A 14,515-nucleotide genomic window follows, 5' to 3' on the forward strand; every position below is an offset into this window, starting at 1 on the left:
GATGCGAGTGTGGTTTTTGAGTGCTGGCCTGGCCTTGATGTGCATGGCCCAGAACGCAGCGGCGGGTACAGTCCTGATCGTTGGCGATAGTATCAGCGCGGGTTTCGGCCTGGATACCCGCTTAGGCTGGGTGTCTTTGCTTGAGCAGCGGCTCAAGCGCGAAGGTTTCGACGATAAGGTGGTCAACGCGTCCATCAGTGGCGACACCAGTGCCGGAGGCCAGGCGCGCCTGCCGGCGCTGCTTGCAGAGCATAAGCCGGAGTTGGTGATCCTCGAGCTGGGTGGCAATGATGGCTTGCGCGGGATGCTCCCAACTCAATTGCAACAAAATCTTGCGTCGATGATCGACAGCTCGCGCGCCAGCGGAGCAAAAGTGTTGCTGCTGGGCATGCAATTGCCGCCCAATTATGGTGCTCGCTATACCAAGGCTTTTGCCGAGGTCTACAGCACCGTGGCCGACGAGAAAAAAATCCCGCTGGTACCCTTTTTTCTGGAGGGGGTGGGTGGGCATCCGGACCTGATGCAAAGCGACGGCCTGCACCCGGCTGCAGGGGCTCAGGGCAAGTTGCTGGAAAATGTCTGGCCAACACTGAAACCGCTGCTTTGACGCTTTTCTACTGGCTGCGTTTCGGCTAAGGTGGCGCCCCCGATTTGGAGCCCCCGATGCCGCGTCCCGCCTGGTCACTTTTCGCCTATCAACTGATCGAGCCTGACGAGCAGCTGGATCTGTTCGCCTGCCAGGAAGTGCGTGTGCATCTGGTGACCCGACAGCTTGAACTGGGCGGCTCGGCAGACCGGACCCTCTGCGGCAGCCTCCTGCCGGCGCAGCCACGTTGGTCGAGTGTGGATCGTCGGGTGTTTCAGGACCAGCGCTTGTGTTCGTTGTGTCGTGCGATTCTGGAATCGCAGAAACGCGGGACTTCGCCGATCTGGCCGGAGTTGCGGTTTGAGCTGTAGGAGCCGTAGGAGCTGTCGAGTGAAACGAGGCTGCGATCTTTTGATCCCGCTTTGTGTACATATCCATTTTTGCGGTAACGGCTTCTGATGGTTCCGCTCTTACAGCGGGTTACTTTGCGCCGGGGCGCGCAGCCTTTTCGAAAGTGACCCGCCGTAAGGGCGGAACCATAAGCAGCCCTGACCGCAGCAATGGATATGTACGCAAAGCAAGATCAAAAGATCGCAGCCTCGTTTCACTCGACAGCTCCTACGGCTCCCGCAGCTACCCAGCTCCACCGGACCCCAGGGACCCCATCACCTCAGGCCGAATTCGTTAGCAGGGGTTTCGAAATAAACCGAACCCCCCACCCACCAAACCCCCCAGCCAATGCGCGCTCTATCGGTGCGTCTCCCCGACTAGCGAAGCGCCAGTGTACAATCGCGTTTTTATACCTTGTCGATCATGCGAAGGATTTTCCGGATGTTGCCGCGCTTTCCCGCCGTCACCCGCTGCCTGACTCTTGCCGCGCTCTGTGCCGCAGGCCCCGTGGCAGCCTTGGAGTTGCCTCTTCCGCCACCCGGTGAAGACATCATTGGCCAGGTGCAAGTGATCAAGGCCAAGTACGAAGATACCTTCGCCGACCTTGGCACCACCTACGACCTGGGCTATTCGGAAATGGTCGCCGCCAACCCGGGCGTCGACGCCTGGCTGCCTGGCGTGGGCACCGAAATCATTCTGCCAACGCGCTTCATCCTGCCCCCAGGGCCGCGTGAAGGCATCGTGATCAACCTCGCCGAGTACCGCCTTTATTACTACCCCAAAGGCCGGGACGTGGTGTACACCTTCCCGCTGGGCATTGGCCGTGAAGGCTGGGGCTCGCCGATTGCGCATACCACCATCACCGCCAAGACACACAATCCGACCTGGACGCCGCCTGCGTCGATCAAGGCCGAACACCTTGCCGATGGCGATCCGCTGCCCAACGTCGTACCGGCCGGTCCGGACAACCCATTGGGGCCGTTCAAGTTCAACCTGGGTACCCCGGGCTACCTGATCCATGGCTCGAACAAGAAATTCGGCATCGGCATGCGCACCAGCCATGGCTGTTTCCGCATGTTCAACAATAACGTCCTGGAAATGGCGAGCATGGTCCCGGTGGGTACCTCGGTGCGTATCATCAACGACCCGTACAAGTTCGGCGTGAGTGGCGGCAAGGTCTACCTCGAGGCGCACACGCCGCTTGACGACAACGGCAACCCGTCGGTGGTCGACAAGCACACGGCGGTGATCAACGCGATGCTCAAGCGTGAGGACATCACCAACAACCTGCGCATGAACTGGGATGTGGTGCGTGATGTGGTCGCAGCCGAAGATGGCTTGCCGGTGGAGATCGCCGTACCCAATGGTGCGGCGCCGATGGTGACCAGCTCACCTATCGACCTGCAGCAGTAGGCCTGTGCAAAAGCCCGTCGACGTGAATCGCGTCGACGGGTTTTTTATTGTCCGCAGGAAAATCCGGGCAATAAAAAAGCCGACCCAAAAATGGGTCGGCTTGATAACAATCCCGAGGGATTATTACTTGCGGCTAGCTTTGTCGAGCATGCGCAGAGCGCGCTCGTTAGCTTCGTCAGCAGTCTGTTGTGCTTTTTGAGCAGCAGCCAGAGCTTCATCAGCTTTACGGTAAGCTTCGTCTGCACGAGCCTGGGAGCGAGCTGCTGCGTCTTCGGTAGCAGTCAGACGTGCTTCGGTTTCTTTCGATGCGCTGCTGCAACCGGTAGCCAGAACTGCGGCCAGGGCCAGAGCAGAGAATTTCAGAACGTTGTTCATCGTGTTCCCCTTCAAGGACTTTCTATTAAGTAGCTGTCTCCTCAGAGTGAGGAAATAGCCGGCGTACATACTACCCATTACTTGTAGTAAGTAAACTGACGTGTAGCAAGAAGCAAAAAAAATTGTAGGCGTTGATTCTTTTTCGAGCAACTTTTAACTGCTTTGTATAAAAAATATCCAGCTGCGAGCCCCGATCTGAGCGAGCCCCCCGGAAAAAGTTCCCGATCTGCAGCGCTGTTTTTGCGGTCTAGGGTAAAGTCTGTCTAAATGATTTCGTCTACACTTTTGTTCGGGAATTGTGCAGTGCTTCGCTTATCTTTCTGCTAGTTGAGGTGACTTTAACAACGGGCGCTCGTCTTAAGTCTCAACATCCGGCAATGTTCAGGTAATCGGCTGCGGGAAATCCCCGGTCTTGAAGTCCCTGCGTCTCCTCTGGAGCAGCACCCGCCAATCTGCGTAATGACGAGCGTACCTTGAGCATTTTTGCCAATGGTGCCTACTATTTGTACGTGCCCGGTTGCGCGAGATTGGTGCAGCTCTTCTCGGTGTCCTTTCAGGCACGGGGTGGCGTAGATGTTCCTTCGCCGGAAAAACATCGGTAAGGTAGGGGTCAAAATTCAAGACCCGCGAGGAGTAGTGATGAGCGAGGCGTTGTCCATCCACCATGACCAGGCTGGTCATCAGTTCGAGACCAATGTGGACGGTCATCGTGCCTACCTGACCTATATGGACCTGGGTAAACAGACCCTGGATATTTATCGTACCTTCGTACCCAACGCGTTGCGTGGTCGCGGTATTGCCGCCGCGTTGACCGAGCAGGCGCTGCAGTACGCCGAGGAAATGGGCTACACGGTCATTCCATCGTGCTCCTATGTGGAGCGCTACATGGAACGTCACCAGCGCCATGCCGCCAAGCTGAGCCAGTAAACGCAACGCAAAAAAACGCCGGGCTGCCCCGGCGTTTTTTTTGCGTTGCGTTTACTGACCCGCTTGGCCGTGCTCAGTCGCGAGCGCGTTTTGGCAGTACGTCCTTGAGCTTGGCATGCATGCTGCGCAAGGTCGTCTCGGTGGCAGACCAGTCGATGCAGGCGTCGGTGATCGACACGCCGTATTGCAGGTCGGCCAGATCCTTCGGAATGGCCTGGCAGCCCCAGTTCAGGTGACTCTCGACCATCAGGCCGATGATCGACTGGTTGCCTTCGAGGATCTGGTTGGCCACGTTCTCCATCACCAGCGGTTGCAGGGCGGGGTCCTTGTTGGAGTTGGCGTGGCTGCAGTCGACCATGATGTTCGGCTTGATCTTCGCCTTGTTCAGTGCCTGCTCGCAGAGCGCGACGCTAACCGAATCGTAGTTCGGTTTGCCGTTGCCGCCGCGCAGTACCACGTGACCGTAGGCATTGCCCTTGGTGGTGACGATCGACACGCCACCTTCCTGATTGATGCCCAGGAAACGGTGCGGGCTGGAAACCGACTGCAGGGCGTTGATCGCAACGGTCAGGCCGCCGTCGGTGCCGTTCTTGAAGCCGACAGCCGAGGACAGGCCGGAAGCCATTTCACGGTGAGTCTGGGATTCGGTGGTGCGCGCGCCAATGGCCGACCAGCTGATCAGGTCCTGCAGATACTGCGGGGAGATCGGGTCAAGGGCTTCGGTGGCGGTGGGCAGGCCCATCTCGGCCAAGTCCAGCAGCAATTGACGACCGATATGCAGACCGTCCTGAATCTTGAAGGAGTCATCCAGGTACGGATCGTTGATCAGGCCCTTCCAGCCAACGGTGGTACGTGGCTTCTCGAAATACACTCGCATGACCAGATACAGGGTATCGGACACCTCGGCGGCCAGCACCTTGAGGCGCTCGGCGTATTCGTGGGCGGCCTTGATGTCGTGGATCGAGCAAGGCCCGATAACGACGAACAGGCGGTGATCGGTGCCATCAAGAATGTTGCGAATGACTTCGCGACCCTTGGTGACGGTGCGCAAGGCAGCGTCGCTCAGGGGCATATCACGCTTGAGCTGGTCAGGGGTGATCAGCGTCTCGTTGGAGGCGACGTTTAGGTCGTTGATCGGTAAATCAGCCATCGTTTACTCGTCAGGTCACGGGTGCCGGCCGCCAGCGAACCCGCGCGGCGGAGCACAGCAAATTAAGCGCGTCGGGGAGCGGAACCTTAGCGCGTTACACCGTGGCTCGACAATGGGCAGAAGTGGGTTTAATCCAGCACAGGCTGCGCAAAAGCCTTGCTTACCGTGTCGTGGGAGAACTCATCGGCATGCTGCTGCACCCATTCAAGCGCCAGTGCCTGGTTGTCCTGGCGCTCGCTGTGCGGTTCATGCAGGCGGCAATAGCGTTCGATCTGGCAAATCTGCTCGCCCATTCTCGCGCTGAACAGCATCTGTTCGTCGACAAAGGCTATGCCTACCAGATACCCGCGCTTGCGGCGCAGGCACCAGGCTACATAGCCCAGGTAGCGCAGGTCCGGGTTGAGGGTCGGCATGCGCACTTCAAGCGCCGTGCCGTGGCGCCAGGCGCGGTGATAATTGCAAGCCATGCCGCCGAGGCTGATAGTGTGCAGCCGTTGTCGCGATATGCATTCATGTTTGAGCAACGTTAATTCAACGGGCACATCGTCAGGGTGAGGAAGAAAACGTCCCATGAACACAGACTCCATGTGTCGGTCATCTGACAGCGTTTCCCCCAGTATAGTGGTCGAATTGGAACTGACCGATTTCGATGCCGACCAGCGGCTGCTGGCGCTGAGCGGTGTTTCGCTGGTGATTTTCACCAGCGTCGGCTGCGCCAGTTGCCGTTATGCCAGGGCTCGCTTGCCCGGGCAGGCGCTGGAGGTCGACCGGCTGTGCTGGATTGATGCCGGCAGCAACGGTGGCGTGGTCGAGCGTTACCAGGTCTTTCACTTGCCAGCACTGTTTGTCGTGCGTGACGGTGAATTCTTCGGGGCACTGAATTCGCGCCTTGAGACTACTGAACTCAATGAGGCGCTGACTAAGGCGCTGACACGAACAGCAGAGGAGTTGCCATGACGGGGGCAGCAGCGAGGCCGACAATCGGCATTATAGGCACCGGGGCGATCGGTGGATTTTACGGGGCGATGTTGGCGCATGCCGGCTTCGATGTGCATTTCCTGGTGCGCAGCGAGTTCCACGCCGTGGCCGAACGTGGCCTGCAAGTGCACAGTGCGCAGCATGGGACATTGAACGTTTTCCCGGTGCAAGCCTATTCCTCGGTCGACGACATGCCGCCCTGTGACTGGTTGCTGGTGGGGACGAAAACCACCAGTAACGCCGAGCTGGCATCCACCATCGTTCGAGCTGGCGCGGCTGACGCCAAGGTGCTGCTGTTGCAAAATGGCCTGGGCGTCGAAGACAGCCTGCGCGAATCGCTGCCTGATTCGCTGCACGTGCTCGGAGGTCTCTGTTACATCTGTGTCCATCGCGAGGCGCCCGGGGTTATTACTCATCAGGCCCTTGGCGCAGTGCATGTCGGTTATCACAGCGGTCCTGCCGCCGACCTGCCGGCGCGCCAGGCAATAGCCGAAGAAGGCGCCGGACTGTTCCACTTCGCCGGCATCGACTCCCAGGCCATGGCAAATCTGCATCAGGCACGCTGGCAGAAACTGGTCTGGAATATCCCCTACAACGGACTCTCGGTGCTGTTGCGCGCGAGCACTGTGCCGTTGATGGCCGATACCAATAGCCGGGAACTGATCAAGGCGTTGATGGCCGAAGTGGTGCAGGGCGCCACCGCCTGTGGTTATCAGGTGCCCGCCGGGTACGCCGAGCATCTGTTCATGATGACCGAAAAGATGCCCGATTATTGGCCGAGCATGTATCACGATCATCTGCACGGGCGGCCACTGGAGCTGGAGGCGATCTACGCCCGGCCCCTGGCAGCCGCGAAAGCCGCGGGATGCGAAATGCCGCGAATCGAAGCCCTGTTCCGCAGTTTGGCTTTCATCGATCGACGTCCTGCCTGAGTCGGTCATTCAGTGAGGGAAGGTATGGCAAAGACTATCGATGACAAGCTGGTGCTGGCGATTTCCTCGCGAGCGCTGTTCGACCTGAGCGAAAGCCACAAGGTGTACCTGTCCAGTGGCGTTGAGGCCTACCGCCAATATCAGATCGAGCACGAGGACGAAATCCTCGAACCGGGCGATGCATTTCCCTTGGTGCAGAAACTGCTCAACCTCAACAACAGCCTGGGCCGTGCCCGGGTCGAGGTGATCCTGGTGTCACGCAACAGTGCCGACACCGGGCTGCGGGTGTTCAACTCCATCCACCACTACGGCCTGGCGATCTCGCGCGCAGCATTTGTCGGCGGGCGCAGTCCGTACCCCTACCTCAAGGCCTTCGGCTGTGACCTGTTCCTGTCGACCCATGCCGAAGACGTGCGCAGTGCCCTGGACGCCGGTTTCGCTGCGGCGACCATCCTGTCCGGTGGTGCCAGCCGGGCGGCCAGCGAAGAATTGCGGATTGCCTTCGACGGTGACGCGGTGCTGTTTTCCGATGAATCCGAGCGGGTTTACCAGGCCGGTGGCCTGGAAGCCTTTCAGGCCAGCGAGCGGGAGTCGGCCAGGGAACCGTTGCGGGGTGGACCGTTCAAGGGCTTCCTCGCGGCACTCAATTTGTTGCAGCGTGAATTTCCAGACGACGCCTGTCCGATCCGCACCGCCCTGGTGACGGCACGTTCGGCGCCGGCCCATGAACGGGTGATCCGCACATTGCGCGAATGGGATATCCGTCTCGATGAGTCGCTGTTCCTTGGCGGCCTGACCAAGTCGGCTTTTCTCGAAGCGTTCGCTGCCGATGTATTTTTCGACGATCAGGCCGGGCACTGCGAGTTGGCCCGTGAAGTGGTTGCGACCGGCCATGTGCCCCATGGCATAAGCAACGAGCAAAAGGTTTAAGCCCGCCGTTCAATGCGTTACACCGGCCGCCGTACTCGCCAAGGCACTGCTAAGCTCAACCCATCTCCGCCATGTTGGCACACGAGGAGGTCATATGATTCGTTCGATGCTGTATGCCACTGACCTCGGCCTTTACGCACCGTTGGTGATGCAGCATGCCCTGGCGCTGGCCCGGACATTTGATGCGCAGTTGTATGTGGTGCATGCGGTGGAGCCGATGGGGCTGTTCGCCGAGTCGGTACTGCAGAGCTACCTTGATGAGCAGGCGTTGAACGATTTTCACAGCCAGGGCCTGAATACGGTGATTGCCAACATCGAGCAGCGGGTGCTCGACAGCTTTCGCGAGGAGCTGGGTGAGGAGGGGGACCAGGACCTGGCGCGCATCCAGGCGGTGCGGGTGATCCAGGGAGATCCCTCACAGGTGATTCTTGACCAGGCGCAGAAACTCTCTGTGGATTTGCTGATCGTAGGTAGTCACAGCCACGGGGCCGGCGCGGAAACACCCTTGGGCCGCACCGCTGCGCGGGTGTTGCAACTGGCGAGGGTGCCGGTCTACCTGGTACCGCTGGTTGAGCGTCGGCGCCTGGGAGATCGCTAGAACACGAATCGTGGCGAACTGATAAAAAGTTCTAGATTTATTCTTCAAACCATTAATATAGTTATATACCGTCGCTGATGCCCGTGGCGTCTACCTGCTTTGAGGGATTCATATGAAGCTTCAACAATTGCGCTACATCTGGGAAGTGGCGCACCACGACCTCAACGTTTCAGCTACAGCCCAAAGCCTTTACACCTCGCAACCGGGCATCAGTAAGCAGATTCGACTGCTGGAGGACGAATTGGGCGTCGAGGTCTTCGCCCGCAGCGGCAAGCACCTGACCCGCGTCACCCCGGCAGGCGAGCGCATCATCACCACCGCCGGCGAGATCCTGCGCAAGGTCGAAAGCATCAAGCAGATCGCCCAGGAATTCTCCAACGAGAAAAAGGGCACCCTGTCGATCGCCACCACCCACACCCAGGCGCGCTACGCACTGCCGCCGGTGATCAGCAACTTCATCAAGCAATACCCCGATGTGGCCCTGCACATGCACCAGGGTTCGCCGATGCAGATCGCCGAAATGGCCGCCGACGGCACAGTGGATTTTGCCATTGCCACGGAAGCGCTGGAGCTTTTCGGCGACCTGGTAATGATGCCATGCTACCGCTGGAATCGCTGCGTTGTAGTGCCCCAGGGCCATCCGTTGACCAAGCTGTCGAAGCTGACCCTCGAAGCGCTGGCCGAATACCCGATCGTAACTTATGTGTTCGGTTTCACCGGTCGCTCCAAGCTCGACGAGGCCTTCAGTCACCGTGGCCTGACACCCAAAGTGGTGTTCACCGCCGCCGATGCTGACGTGATCAAGACCTACGTGCGGCTTGGCCTGGGCGTGGGCATTGTGGCGAAGATGGCCGTTGACGCCAAGCTCGACAGTGACCTGGTGATGCTCGATGCCAGCGATTTGTTCGAGTCCAGCATTACCAAGATCGGCTTCCGTCGCGGTACTTTCCTGCGCGGTTTCATGTGCGACTTCATCGAGAAATTCGCGCCGCACCTGACGCGCGAAGTCATGGCCAAGGCCATCCAGTGCCATAACAAGCAGGAGCTCGAAGAGCTGTTCGACGGAGTCGAATTGCCGGTGCATTGATCCCGGTCTAGATCACCTCGGTAACAGCAAACTGTTGCCGGGTTCCCGCCACCAGAATGTCTACCTCGTCCCCTTCGAACTTGCCCAGCAGACTTTTTCCCAGGGGCGAGCGGGGGGTGATGACGGTGATGATCTGCCCTACCATATCGATCTTCAACCCCGCCGCGTCGGGTGCGAGGAACAGCCATTGTTCGCGACCCTTTTCGTCTTCCAGCCCCAGCAGCGCACCGACTTCGATGCCGCGTTGCTCGTCGTAGGGGCGCAGGGCCAGGTTCTGGCAAAGGGTCAATGACTGCCTGATCTCCTCCACGCGCCTGGCCTGGCCGGCTGCCAGGTAGGACGCTTCCAGGCCCAGGGTGTCGTACTTGTTCTCGGCGATGTTCTCTTCGTGAGTCGCGGTCTCATAGGCGGTCTGCGCCGCGCGCTCGGCGATGTCGAGATCAATGCGCAGCTTGTCGAGTATGAGTTGGTGGACGGTCTTCTTGTGCATGGCTGGCTTCATCAATCGCAAAATTGCTGGACGTTGGCGCGACTCTTTTCACTCGGTGCGTTCTGGTCCTGTTGCAGCCAGAACTGGCACTTCGGATTGGCCAGGTTGCGGCTGCTGCCCCGGGCCTGATCCAGTCGCTGCTGCTGCTCGTTCTTGCGCAGGTTTTCTTCGTATTGTTCGAACAATGGACTCTGCGGCGCAATGTCAGGTCGTGGTTGCACCTGCGCCGGAACGGGCGGCCTGGCCAGTTGCTCCACCGCCGTGGCCACGGGCGCCAACTGCTCGCTGAACAACAGGCGTGAGGCGAGCCAGCAAGTCAGGGCGATCGCCATGAATCCAAGCCACAGGCCCAGGGCGATGCTGGCACTCAGTTGCAGCACATGGAATCGTACGGCAAGTGGGCGGCGCGGGTTGGGGCGGTAGGGCATGGCGGCCTCCTGGCGGGTGGTTGCAAGCGAAGGGCGATTGTCGCATGAAGATTAATCGCCGTCGGCTCTTCTGCGCGGGGTAATTTATGCGGACAATCGCTACCTTTGCCAACGGGAGCCTGGAATGCCTCAAACGAACCCCCGCTGGGATATTTTCTGTACCGTGGTCGACAATTTTGGCGACATCGGGGTGACCTGGCGGCTGGCCCGGCAACTGGTGGCCGAGCACTCGGTGCAAGTGCGCCTGTGGGTCGACGACCTGCGCGCCTTCGAGCGGCTGTGCCCGGAGATCGACATTCAGCTGGCGCAGCAATGGCAGCAGGGCGTCGAGGTGCGGCAATGGCCGGCGGAATGGCTGCCGGTTGATGCCGCTGATGTGGTCATCGCCGCATTTGCCTGCCAATTGCCGGCGCCCTATATGGACGCCATGGCCGCGCGGGCACAACCACCGCTGTGGCTGAACCTGGATTACCTGAGTGCCGAAGACTGGGTGGTGGGTTGTCACGGCTTGCCGTCGGTCAAATACCGACACGTGCAGAAGTACTTTTTCTTCCCCGGTTTCCGCCAGGACACGGGCGGCTTGCTGCGCGAGCGTGGCTTGCTCGAGCGACGGCGCAAGTTCCAGCAGGATGCTTCAGCGCAGCGCGAATTCCTCCAGGGCCTGGGCGTCGATCGCGCCCCTGGCAGCCAGTTGATTTCGCTGTTCGCCTATGAGAATGCCGGGTTGGCCAGCTGGCTTGATTGCCTGGCGAGCGATTCCACGCCTTCGCACATGCTGGTGCCGGAAGGGCGGATCCTCGGCGACGTCGAGCGCTGGCTTGGGGTCGAGGGGCTCGCGGCGGGGGACGTGCACGTTCGCGACGGTTTGACCGTGCAGGTGCTGCCATTCGTCCGACAGGATCAATACGACCTGTTGCTGTGGAGCTGCGATTTTAATGCGGTGCGCGGCGAGGACTCGTTCGTGCGTGCCCAATGGGCCGGGCGCCCGCTGCTGTGGCACATCTATCGGCAGGACGAAGATATTCACCTGGACAAGCTCGAAGCCTTCCTCACGCTGTACACCAAGGGCCTGACGCGGCCGGCCAGCGAGGCGATCAGCGGTCTATGGCGAGCCTGGAATGCCGGTGTAACAATGAGCGATCACTGGCTGGCCACCCGTAAACACTCGCCAGAACTGCAGCAACACGCCGAGGCGTGGTGTCTGGAACAGGCCTTGCAAGATGATCTTGCCGCGGCGCTGGTACAGTTTTATGTAAATTGGATATGATACGCGGCCTAGATTTTTGTAAATCCCATCCAAATTCGGATATTCGCAATGAAAACTGGTAAAGAACTGAAACCCGGTACCGTGATCCGTCTCGAAAACGATCCTTGGCTGGTTCAGAAAGCTGAATTCACCAAATCCGGTCGTAACAGCGCGATCATGAAGACCAAGCTGAAAAACCTGCTGACCGGTTACAAGACCGAGATCGTTTACAGCGCCGACGACAAACTGGACGACGTAATCCTCGACCGCAAAGAAGCGACCCTGTCCTTCATCAGCGGCGACACCTACACGTTCATGGACACCACCGACTACACCATGTACGAGCTGAACGCTGAAGACATCGAAGCCGTTCTGCCTTTCGTTGAAGAAGGCATGACCGATGTTTGCGAAGCGATCTTCTTCGAAGAGCGTCTGGTTTCCGTAGAGCTGCCGACCACTATCGTGCGCGTAGTTGACTACACCGAAGGTTCGGCTCGTGGCGACACTTCCGGCAAGGTGATGAAGCCTGCCAAGCTGAGCAACGGTACCGAGCTGCAAGTGGCTGACTTCATCGAAATCGGTGACCGCATCGAGATCGACACCCGCGAAGGCGGTTCCTACAAAGGCCGTGCTAAATAAGCACAGCTTCAGGAATGAAAAAGCCCGACCATTGAGTCGGGCTTTTTTGTGCCTGCAAAATCACAGGATCGCAGCCTCGTTTCACTCGACAGCTCCTACAAGGGAATCACGTTCTTCCTGGTTCTTCCTGTAGGCGCTATCGAGTGGAACGAGGCTGCGATCTTTTGCTGTTAAACCGTGACGTGCAAGCGCACTTCAACGTTGCCGCGGGTGGCGTTCGAGTAAGGGCACACCTGGTGAGCCGCCTCTACCAGCGATTGCGCGTCGGCTTGTTCAAGACCCGGCAGGCTGATGTGCAGGTCGATGTCCAGGCCAAAACCGCCGGGGATCTGGCCGATGCCGACATGGGCAGTGATCGAGGCATCGTTGGGGATGCTGCGCTTGGTCTGGCTGGCAACGAATTTCAGTGCGCCGATAAAGCAGGCGGAGTAGCCGGCCGCGAACAGCTGCTCGGGGTTGGTTGCTGCGCCACCCGCACCGCCCAGCTCTTTAGGCGTGGCGAGCTTGACGTCGAGGACGTTGTCGCTGGAAACCGCACGACCATCACGGCCGCCAGTGGAAGTTGCGATTGCGGTGTAGAGCGTTTGCATGATTTAGGCCTCGCCAGATCAGATATGTTTCGCGCTAAATGTTTGCGCGCAAATTAAGTGCGAGATGAATGTATCGCGCTAATAGCTTGCGCGCAAGATAAATTTTGAAGCGCCTGATAGCGCAGTACCCGTCGACATCAATGTTGGATGTTATACCGCTATCGCGGGCAAGCTTTGCTCCCGCAATGGGCTTCACCTTCAGAGGCGTTCGCTCTCACCTTCAGAGGCTGTCCTGCAGATGACTACGCAGCGCTTGCAACTCGGCCTGCAGCTTCTGCAACTGCTGCAAGGTCTGGCCACTCGCCCCCAGGATGCACTGTGGAATATCGCGGGCCTTGTCCCGCAATGCGCGGCCTGGCCCGGTCAACTCGACAATCACTACCCGCTCATCCTCACGGCTGCGGGTACGACTGAGCAAGCCCTCGACTTCGAGGCGCTTGAGCAGCGGCGTCAGTGACCCGGGATCGGTCAACAGACGGGCGCTGATTTCACTCACGGTCAAGCCGTCGCGCTCCCACAACACCAGCATCGCCAGGTACTGCGGATAGGTGAGGCCCAACGCCTGCAGGAGCGGTTTGTAGACTTTGGTCATCATCAGTGACGTGGAGTGCAGGGCGAAACACACCTGATTGTCCAGCAGCAGGTGGTCACAGTTATCCGGAGTGTTGCGCTTGTCGGTCATTTCAAAGCCTTGATCAGTCATCGTCATCAATCTAGTGGGCGAATCTTTAATGCGCCAGATAATTCGCGGTCAGTGCCGACCCAAAGTGTTTTGCAGCACCAGGTCCCAGGGCGGGATCGGGCTGAAACGGGTCTTCAGGTACTCAAGCAGCAGGCGACTGCGTGGGTTGGGTTGCTGCTGCAGGCGCAACGCGTAGATCCCGGTGCTTTCCGGCGGCGGCAGTCCGTTGTCACAAAACAACGGTTGCAGTTCGCCGCGCAGCAGGTATTCGCTGGCAAGCCAGGTGGGTAGATGGGCAATGCCCAGCCCGGCCAACGCACCGCACACCAGTGCTTCGGCATTGTTGGCGCTCATGCGGATGCGCGCCGGGCGGTGCAGTTGCATCTGTCCGTGCTGTTCAAAGCGCCAGGCGAAGGGCGGCGCCAGGCCGTCCCAGTCCAGGCCATCATGCTCGATCAACTGCGCCGGTTCCGCCGGCACGCCACGGAGCTTCAGGTAGGCTGGGCTCGCGCACGCAATTCGAACCATCCGCGCCAGAGGTGTGGCGACCAGGCGGGTGTCGGCCATTTGTCCGGCGCGCAGCACGAGGTCGACCTTGCCCAGGTTAAGGCCCTGCATGTCGACGAAACTGTCGATCAGGTGCAGTTGCACATCGAGGCCAGGGTAGAGCATCAGGAAGTCGGCAATCACTGGCGCCAGGTGTCGGCGCCCGAACGCGGCAGGCGCGTCGATACGAATCAGGCCTTCCGGTGCACTGCTCAGGGAAACCGCCTCGGCTCGGGCCAGGCGCAGTTCGGCGACGATCCGCCGCGCGCGCTCGGCAAACGCCAGGCCTGCCGGTGTCGCCCGCACCGCGTGGGTGCTGCGGATGAACAGCTGGCTGCCCACGGCGTTTTCCAGGCTGTCGATACGCCGGGCGACAGCGGAGGGTGTCAGCGGATAACGACGCGAAGCGGCAGAAAAACTGCCGGTTTCCAGTACGTCGAGGAACAGCGCAAGCTGCTCGGTTAACTGATTGGGGTTCATGGCGATGCGCTTGTGCGAAGTTGGCATAGCCATTGTGCGTTGCTATGC

General features: G+C 59.5%; 19 protein-coding genes. 11 read left to right on the forward strand and 8 right to left on the reverse strand.

Annotation, left to right across the window (positions count from 1 at the left end; genetic code table 11):
• Position 1 precedes the first annotated feature (1 nt).
• The 3 genes from UB23_RS15595 (at position 2) to UB23_RS15605 (ending at position 2,389) form a co-directional block, all read left to right on the forward strand.
• A complete protein-coding gene (locus UB23_RS15595; protein WP_045060199.1) occupies positions 2-607 on the forward strand; it encodes an arylesterase in 606 nt (201 codons plus the stop codon).
• A gap of 56 nt (positions 608-663) precedes the next feature.
• A complete protein-coding gene (locus tag UB23_RS15600) occupies positions 664-957 on the forward strand; it encodes a hypothetical protein (protein WP_003226812.1) in 294 nt (97 codons plus the stop codon).
• A 460-nt stretch (positions 958-1,417) separates the two neighbouring features.
• A complete protein-coding gene (locus UB23_RS15605; RefSeq protein WP_045060200.1) occupies positions 1,418-2,389 on the forward strand; it encodes a L,D-transpeptidase family protein in 972 nt (323 codons plus the stop codon).
• Between the two features lie 123 nt (positions 2,390-2,512).
• Here UB23_RS15605 and oprI read toward each other — a convergent pair whose 3' ends face one another.
• Positions 2,513-2,764 carry an outer membrane lipoprotei OprI gene (gene oprI, locus UB23_RS15610; RefSeq protein WP_003199355.1) on the reverse strand — a complete coding sequence of 84 codons (252 nt, stop codon included), beginning with the start codon at positions 2,762-2,764 and terminating at the stop codon, positions 2,513-2,515.
• Positions 2,765-3,403: 639 nt separating this feature from the next.
• Between oprI and UB23_RS15615 the strand changes: the two genes are divergently transcribed.
• Complete coding sequence (locus UB23_RS15615; protein ID WP_020800382.1) at positions 3,404-3,691, forward strand: GNAT family N-acetyltransferase; 288 nt, start codon at positions 3,404-3,406, stop codon at positions 3,689-3,691.
• A gap of 73 nt (positions 3,692-3,764) precedes the next feature.
• Here UB23_RS15615 and UB23_RS15620 read toward each other — a convergent pair whose 3' ends face one another.
• Positions 3,765-4,841, reverse strand: a complete 1,077-nt coding sequence (locus tag UB23_RS15620) for a 3-deoxy-7-phosphoheptulonate synthase (protein ID WP_045060201.1) — start codon at positions 4,839-4,841, stop codon at positions 3,765-3,767.
• 128 nt (positions 4,842-4,969) lie between these two features.
• Positions 4,970-5,413: a PilZ domain-containing protein gene (locus tag UB23_RS15625; protein WP_045060202.1), complete on the reverse strand. Its 444-nt coding sequence runs from the start codon at positions 5,411-5,413 to the stop codon at positions 4,970-4,972.
• Here UB23_RS15625 and UB23_RS15630 point away from each other — a divergent pair.
• From UB23_RS15630 to cysB, 5 genes are all read left to right on the forward strand, one after another.
• On the forward strand, positions 5,412-5,798 hold the full coding sequence (locus UB23_RS15630; RefSeq protein ID WP_045060203.1) for a thioredoxin family protein: 387 nt from the start codon (positions 5,412-5,414) through the stop codon (positions 5,796-5,798). The genes UB23_RS15625 and UB23_RS15630 overlap by 2 nt on opposite strands.
• Positions 5,795-6,751: a putative 2-dehydropantoate 2-reductase gene (locus tag UB23_RS15635; RefSeq protein WP_045060204.1), complete on the forward strand. Its 957-nt coding sequence runs from the start codon at positions 5,795-5,797 to the stop codon at positions 6,749-6,751. Before UB23_RS15630 ends, UB23_RS15635 begins: the two co-directional genes overlap by 4 nt.
• Before the next feature lie 24 nt (positions 6,752-6,775).
• Positions 6,776-7,681 carry a 5'-nucleotidase gene (locus UB23_RS15640; RefSeq protein WP_045060205.1) on the forward strand — a complete coding sequence of 302 codons (906 nt, stop codon included), beginning with the start codon at positions 6,776-6,778 and terminating at the stop codon, positions 7,679-7,681.
• Positions 7,682-7,775: 94 nt separating this feature from the next.
• On the forward strand, positions 7,776-8,279 hold the full coding sequence (locus UB23_RS15645) for a universal stress protein (RefSeq protein ID WP_045060206.1): 504 nt from the start codon (positions 7,776-7,778) through the stop codon (positions 8,277-8,279).
• A gap of 112 nt (positions 8,280-8,391) precedes the next feature.
• Positions 8,392-9,366, forward strand: coding sequence for an HTH-type transcriptional regulator CysB (gene cysB / locus UB23_RS15650; protein WP_008148549.1), 975 nt, complete (start codon positions 8,392-8,394; stop codon positions 9,364-9,366).
• A gap of 7 nt (positions 9,367-9,373) precedes the next feature.
• Here the strand turns inward: cysB and UB23_RS15655 are convergent, their stop codons facing one another.
• Positions 9,374-9,856 carry a GreA/GreB family elongation factor gene (locus tag UB23_RS15655; RefSeq protein ID WP_045060238.1) on the reverse strand — a complete coding sequence of 161 codons (483 nt, stop codon included), beginning with the start codon at positions 9,854-9,856 and terminating at the stop codon, positions 9,374-9,376.
• A gap of 11 nt (positions 9,857-9,867) precedes the next feature.
• Entirely contained in the window at positions 9,868-10,284 is a 417-nt protein-coding gene (locus UB23_RS15660) for a hypothetical protein (protein ID WP_045060207.1), read from the reverse strand.
• A gap of 124 nt (positions 10,285-10,408) precedes the next feature.
• Between UB23_RS15660 and earP the strand changes: the two genes are divergently transcribed.
• Positions 10,409-11,551: an elongation factor P maturation arginine rhamnosyltransferase EarP gene (gene earP, locus UB23_RS15665; RefSeq protein ID WP_045060208.1), complete on the forward strand. Its 1,143-nt coding sequence runs from the start codon at positions 10,409-10,411 to the stop codon at positions 11,549-11,551.
• Positions 11,552-11,599: 48 nt separating this feature from the next.
• Entirely contained in the window at positions 11,600-12,169 is a 570-nt protein-coding gene (locus UB23_RS15670; protein ID WP_032626910.1) for an elongation factor P, read from the forward strand.
• Between the two features lie 170 nt (positions 12,170-12,339).
• Here UB23_RS15670 and UB23_RS15675 read toward each other — a convergent pair whose 3' ends face one another.
• The 3 genes from UB23_RS15675 to UB23_RS15685 all read right to left on the reverse strand — a co-directional run bounded on the left by UB23_RS15675 (position 12,340) and on the right by UB23_RS15685 (position 14,467).
• A complete protein-coding gene (locus UB23_RS15675) occupies positions 12,340-12,759 on the reverse strand; it encodes an organic hydroperoxide resistance protein (protein ID WP_045060209.1) in 420 nt (139 codons plus the stop codon).
• A gap of 220 nt (positions 12,760-12,979) precedes the next feature.
• The gene (locus UB23_RS15680; RefSeq protein WP_045060239.1) at positions 12,980-13,441 is read right to left on the reverse strand and encodes a MarR family winged helix-turn-helix transcriptional regulator; all 462 of its coding nucleotides are present in this window, start codon (positions 13,439-13,441) and stop codon (positions 12,980-12,982) included.
• 69 nt (positions 13,442-13,510) lie between these two features.
• Positions 13,511-14,467 carry a LysR family transcriptional regulator gene (locus tag UB23_RS15685; RefSeq protein WP_045060240.1) on the reverse strand — a complete coding sequence of 319 codons (957 nt, stop codon included), beginning with the start codon at positions 14,465-14,467 and terminating at the stop codon, positions 13,511-13,513.
• Positions 14,468-14,515: the final 48 nt, after the last annotated feature.

It is taken from the genome of Pseudomonas sp. ES3-33, from assembly GCF_000952175.1.
GTDB classification, from domain to species: domain Bacteria; phylum Pseudomonadota; class Gammaproteobacteria; order Pseudomonadales; family Pseudomonadaceae; genus Aquipseudomonas; species Aquipseudomonas gregormendelii.

Bases quoted from the DNA above. Each gene is read 5' to 3' on its own strand.
- UB23_RS15625 (WP_045060202.1), bottom strand. From the start codon at position 5,413: ATGGGACGTTTTCTTCCTCACCCTGACGATGTGCCCGTTGAATTAACG.
- UB23_RS15680 (WP_045060239.1), bottom strand. From the start codon at position 13,441: ATGACCGACAAGCGCAACACTCCGGATAACTGTGACCACCTGCTGCTG.
- UB23_RS15615 (WP_020800382.1), top strand. From the start codon at position 3,404: ATGAGCGAGGCGTTGTCCATCCACCATGACCAGGCTGGTCATCAGTTC.
- UB23_RS15605 (WP_045060200.1), top strand. From the start codon at position 1,418: ATGTTGCCGCGCTTTCCCGCCGTCACCCGCTGCCTGACTCTTGCCGCG.
- UB23_RS15670 (WP_032626910.1), top strand. From the start codon at position 11,600: ATGAAAACTGGTAAAGAACTGAAACCCGGTACCGTGATCCGTCTCGAA.
- oprI (WP_003199355.1), bottom strand. From the start codon at position 2,764: ATGAACAACGTTCTGAAATTCTCTGCTCTGGCCCTGGCCGCAGTTCTG.
- UB23_RS15600 (WP_003226812.1), top strand. From the start codon at position 664: ATGCCGCGTCCCGCCTGGTCACTTTTCGCCTATCAACTGATCGAGCCT.
- UB23_RS15595 (WP_045060199.1), top strand. From the start codon at position 2: ATGCGAGTGTGGTTTTTGAGTGCTGGCCTGGCCTTGATGTGCATGGCC.
- cysB (WP_008148549.1), top strand. From the start codon at position 8,392: ATGAAGCTTCAACAATTGCGCTACATCTGGGAAGTGGCGCACCACGAC.
- UB23_RS15655 (WP_045060238.1), bottom strand. From the start codon at position 9,856: ATGCACAAGAAGACCGTCCACCAACTCATACTCGACAAGCTGCGCATT.
- UB23_RS15635 (WP_045060204.1), top strand. From the start codon at position 5,795: ATGACGGGGGCAGCAGCGAGGCCGACAATCGGCATTATAGGCACCGGG.
- UB23_RS15640 (WP_045060205.1), top strand. From the start codon at position 6,776: ATGGCAAAGACTATCGATGACAAGCTGGTGCTGGCGATTTCCTCGCGA.
- UB23_RS15620 (WP_045060201.1), bottom strand. From the start codon at position 4,841: ATGGCTGATTTACCGATCAACGACCTAAACGTCGCCTCCAACGAGACG.
- earP (WP_045060208.1), top strand. From the start codon at position 10,409: ATGCCTCAAACGAACCCCCGCTGGGATATTTTCTGTACCGTGGTCGAC.
- UB23_RS15645 (WP_045060206.1), top strand. From the start codon at position 7,776: ATGATTCGTTCGATGCTGTATGCCACTGACCTCGGCCTTTACGCACCG.
- UB23_RS15660 (WP_045060207.1), bottom strand. From the start codon at position 10,284: ATGCCCTACCGCCCCAACCCGCGCCGCCCACTTGCCGTACGATTCCAT.
- UB23_RS15685 (WP_045060240.1), bottom strand. From the start codon at position 14,467: ATGAACCCCAATCAGTTAACCGAGCAGCTTGCGCTGTTCCTCGACGTA.
- UB23_RS15630 (WP_045060203.1), top strand. From the start codon at position 5,412: ATGAACACAGACTCCATGTGTCGGTCATCTGACAGCGTTTCCCCCAGT.
- UB23_RS15675 (WP_045060209.1), bottom strand. From the start codon at position 12,759: ATGCAAACGCTCTACACCGCAATCGCAACTTCCACTGGCGGCCGTGAT.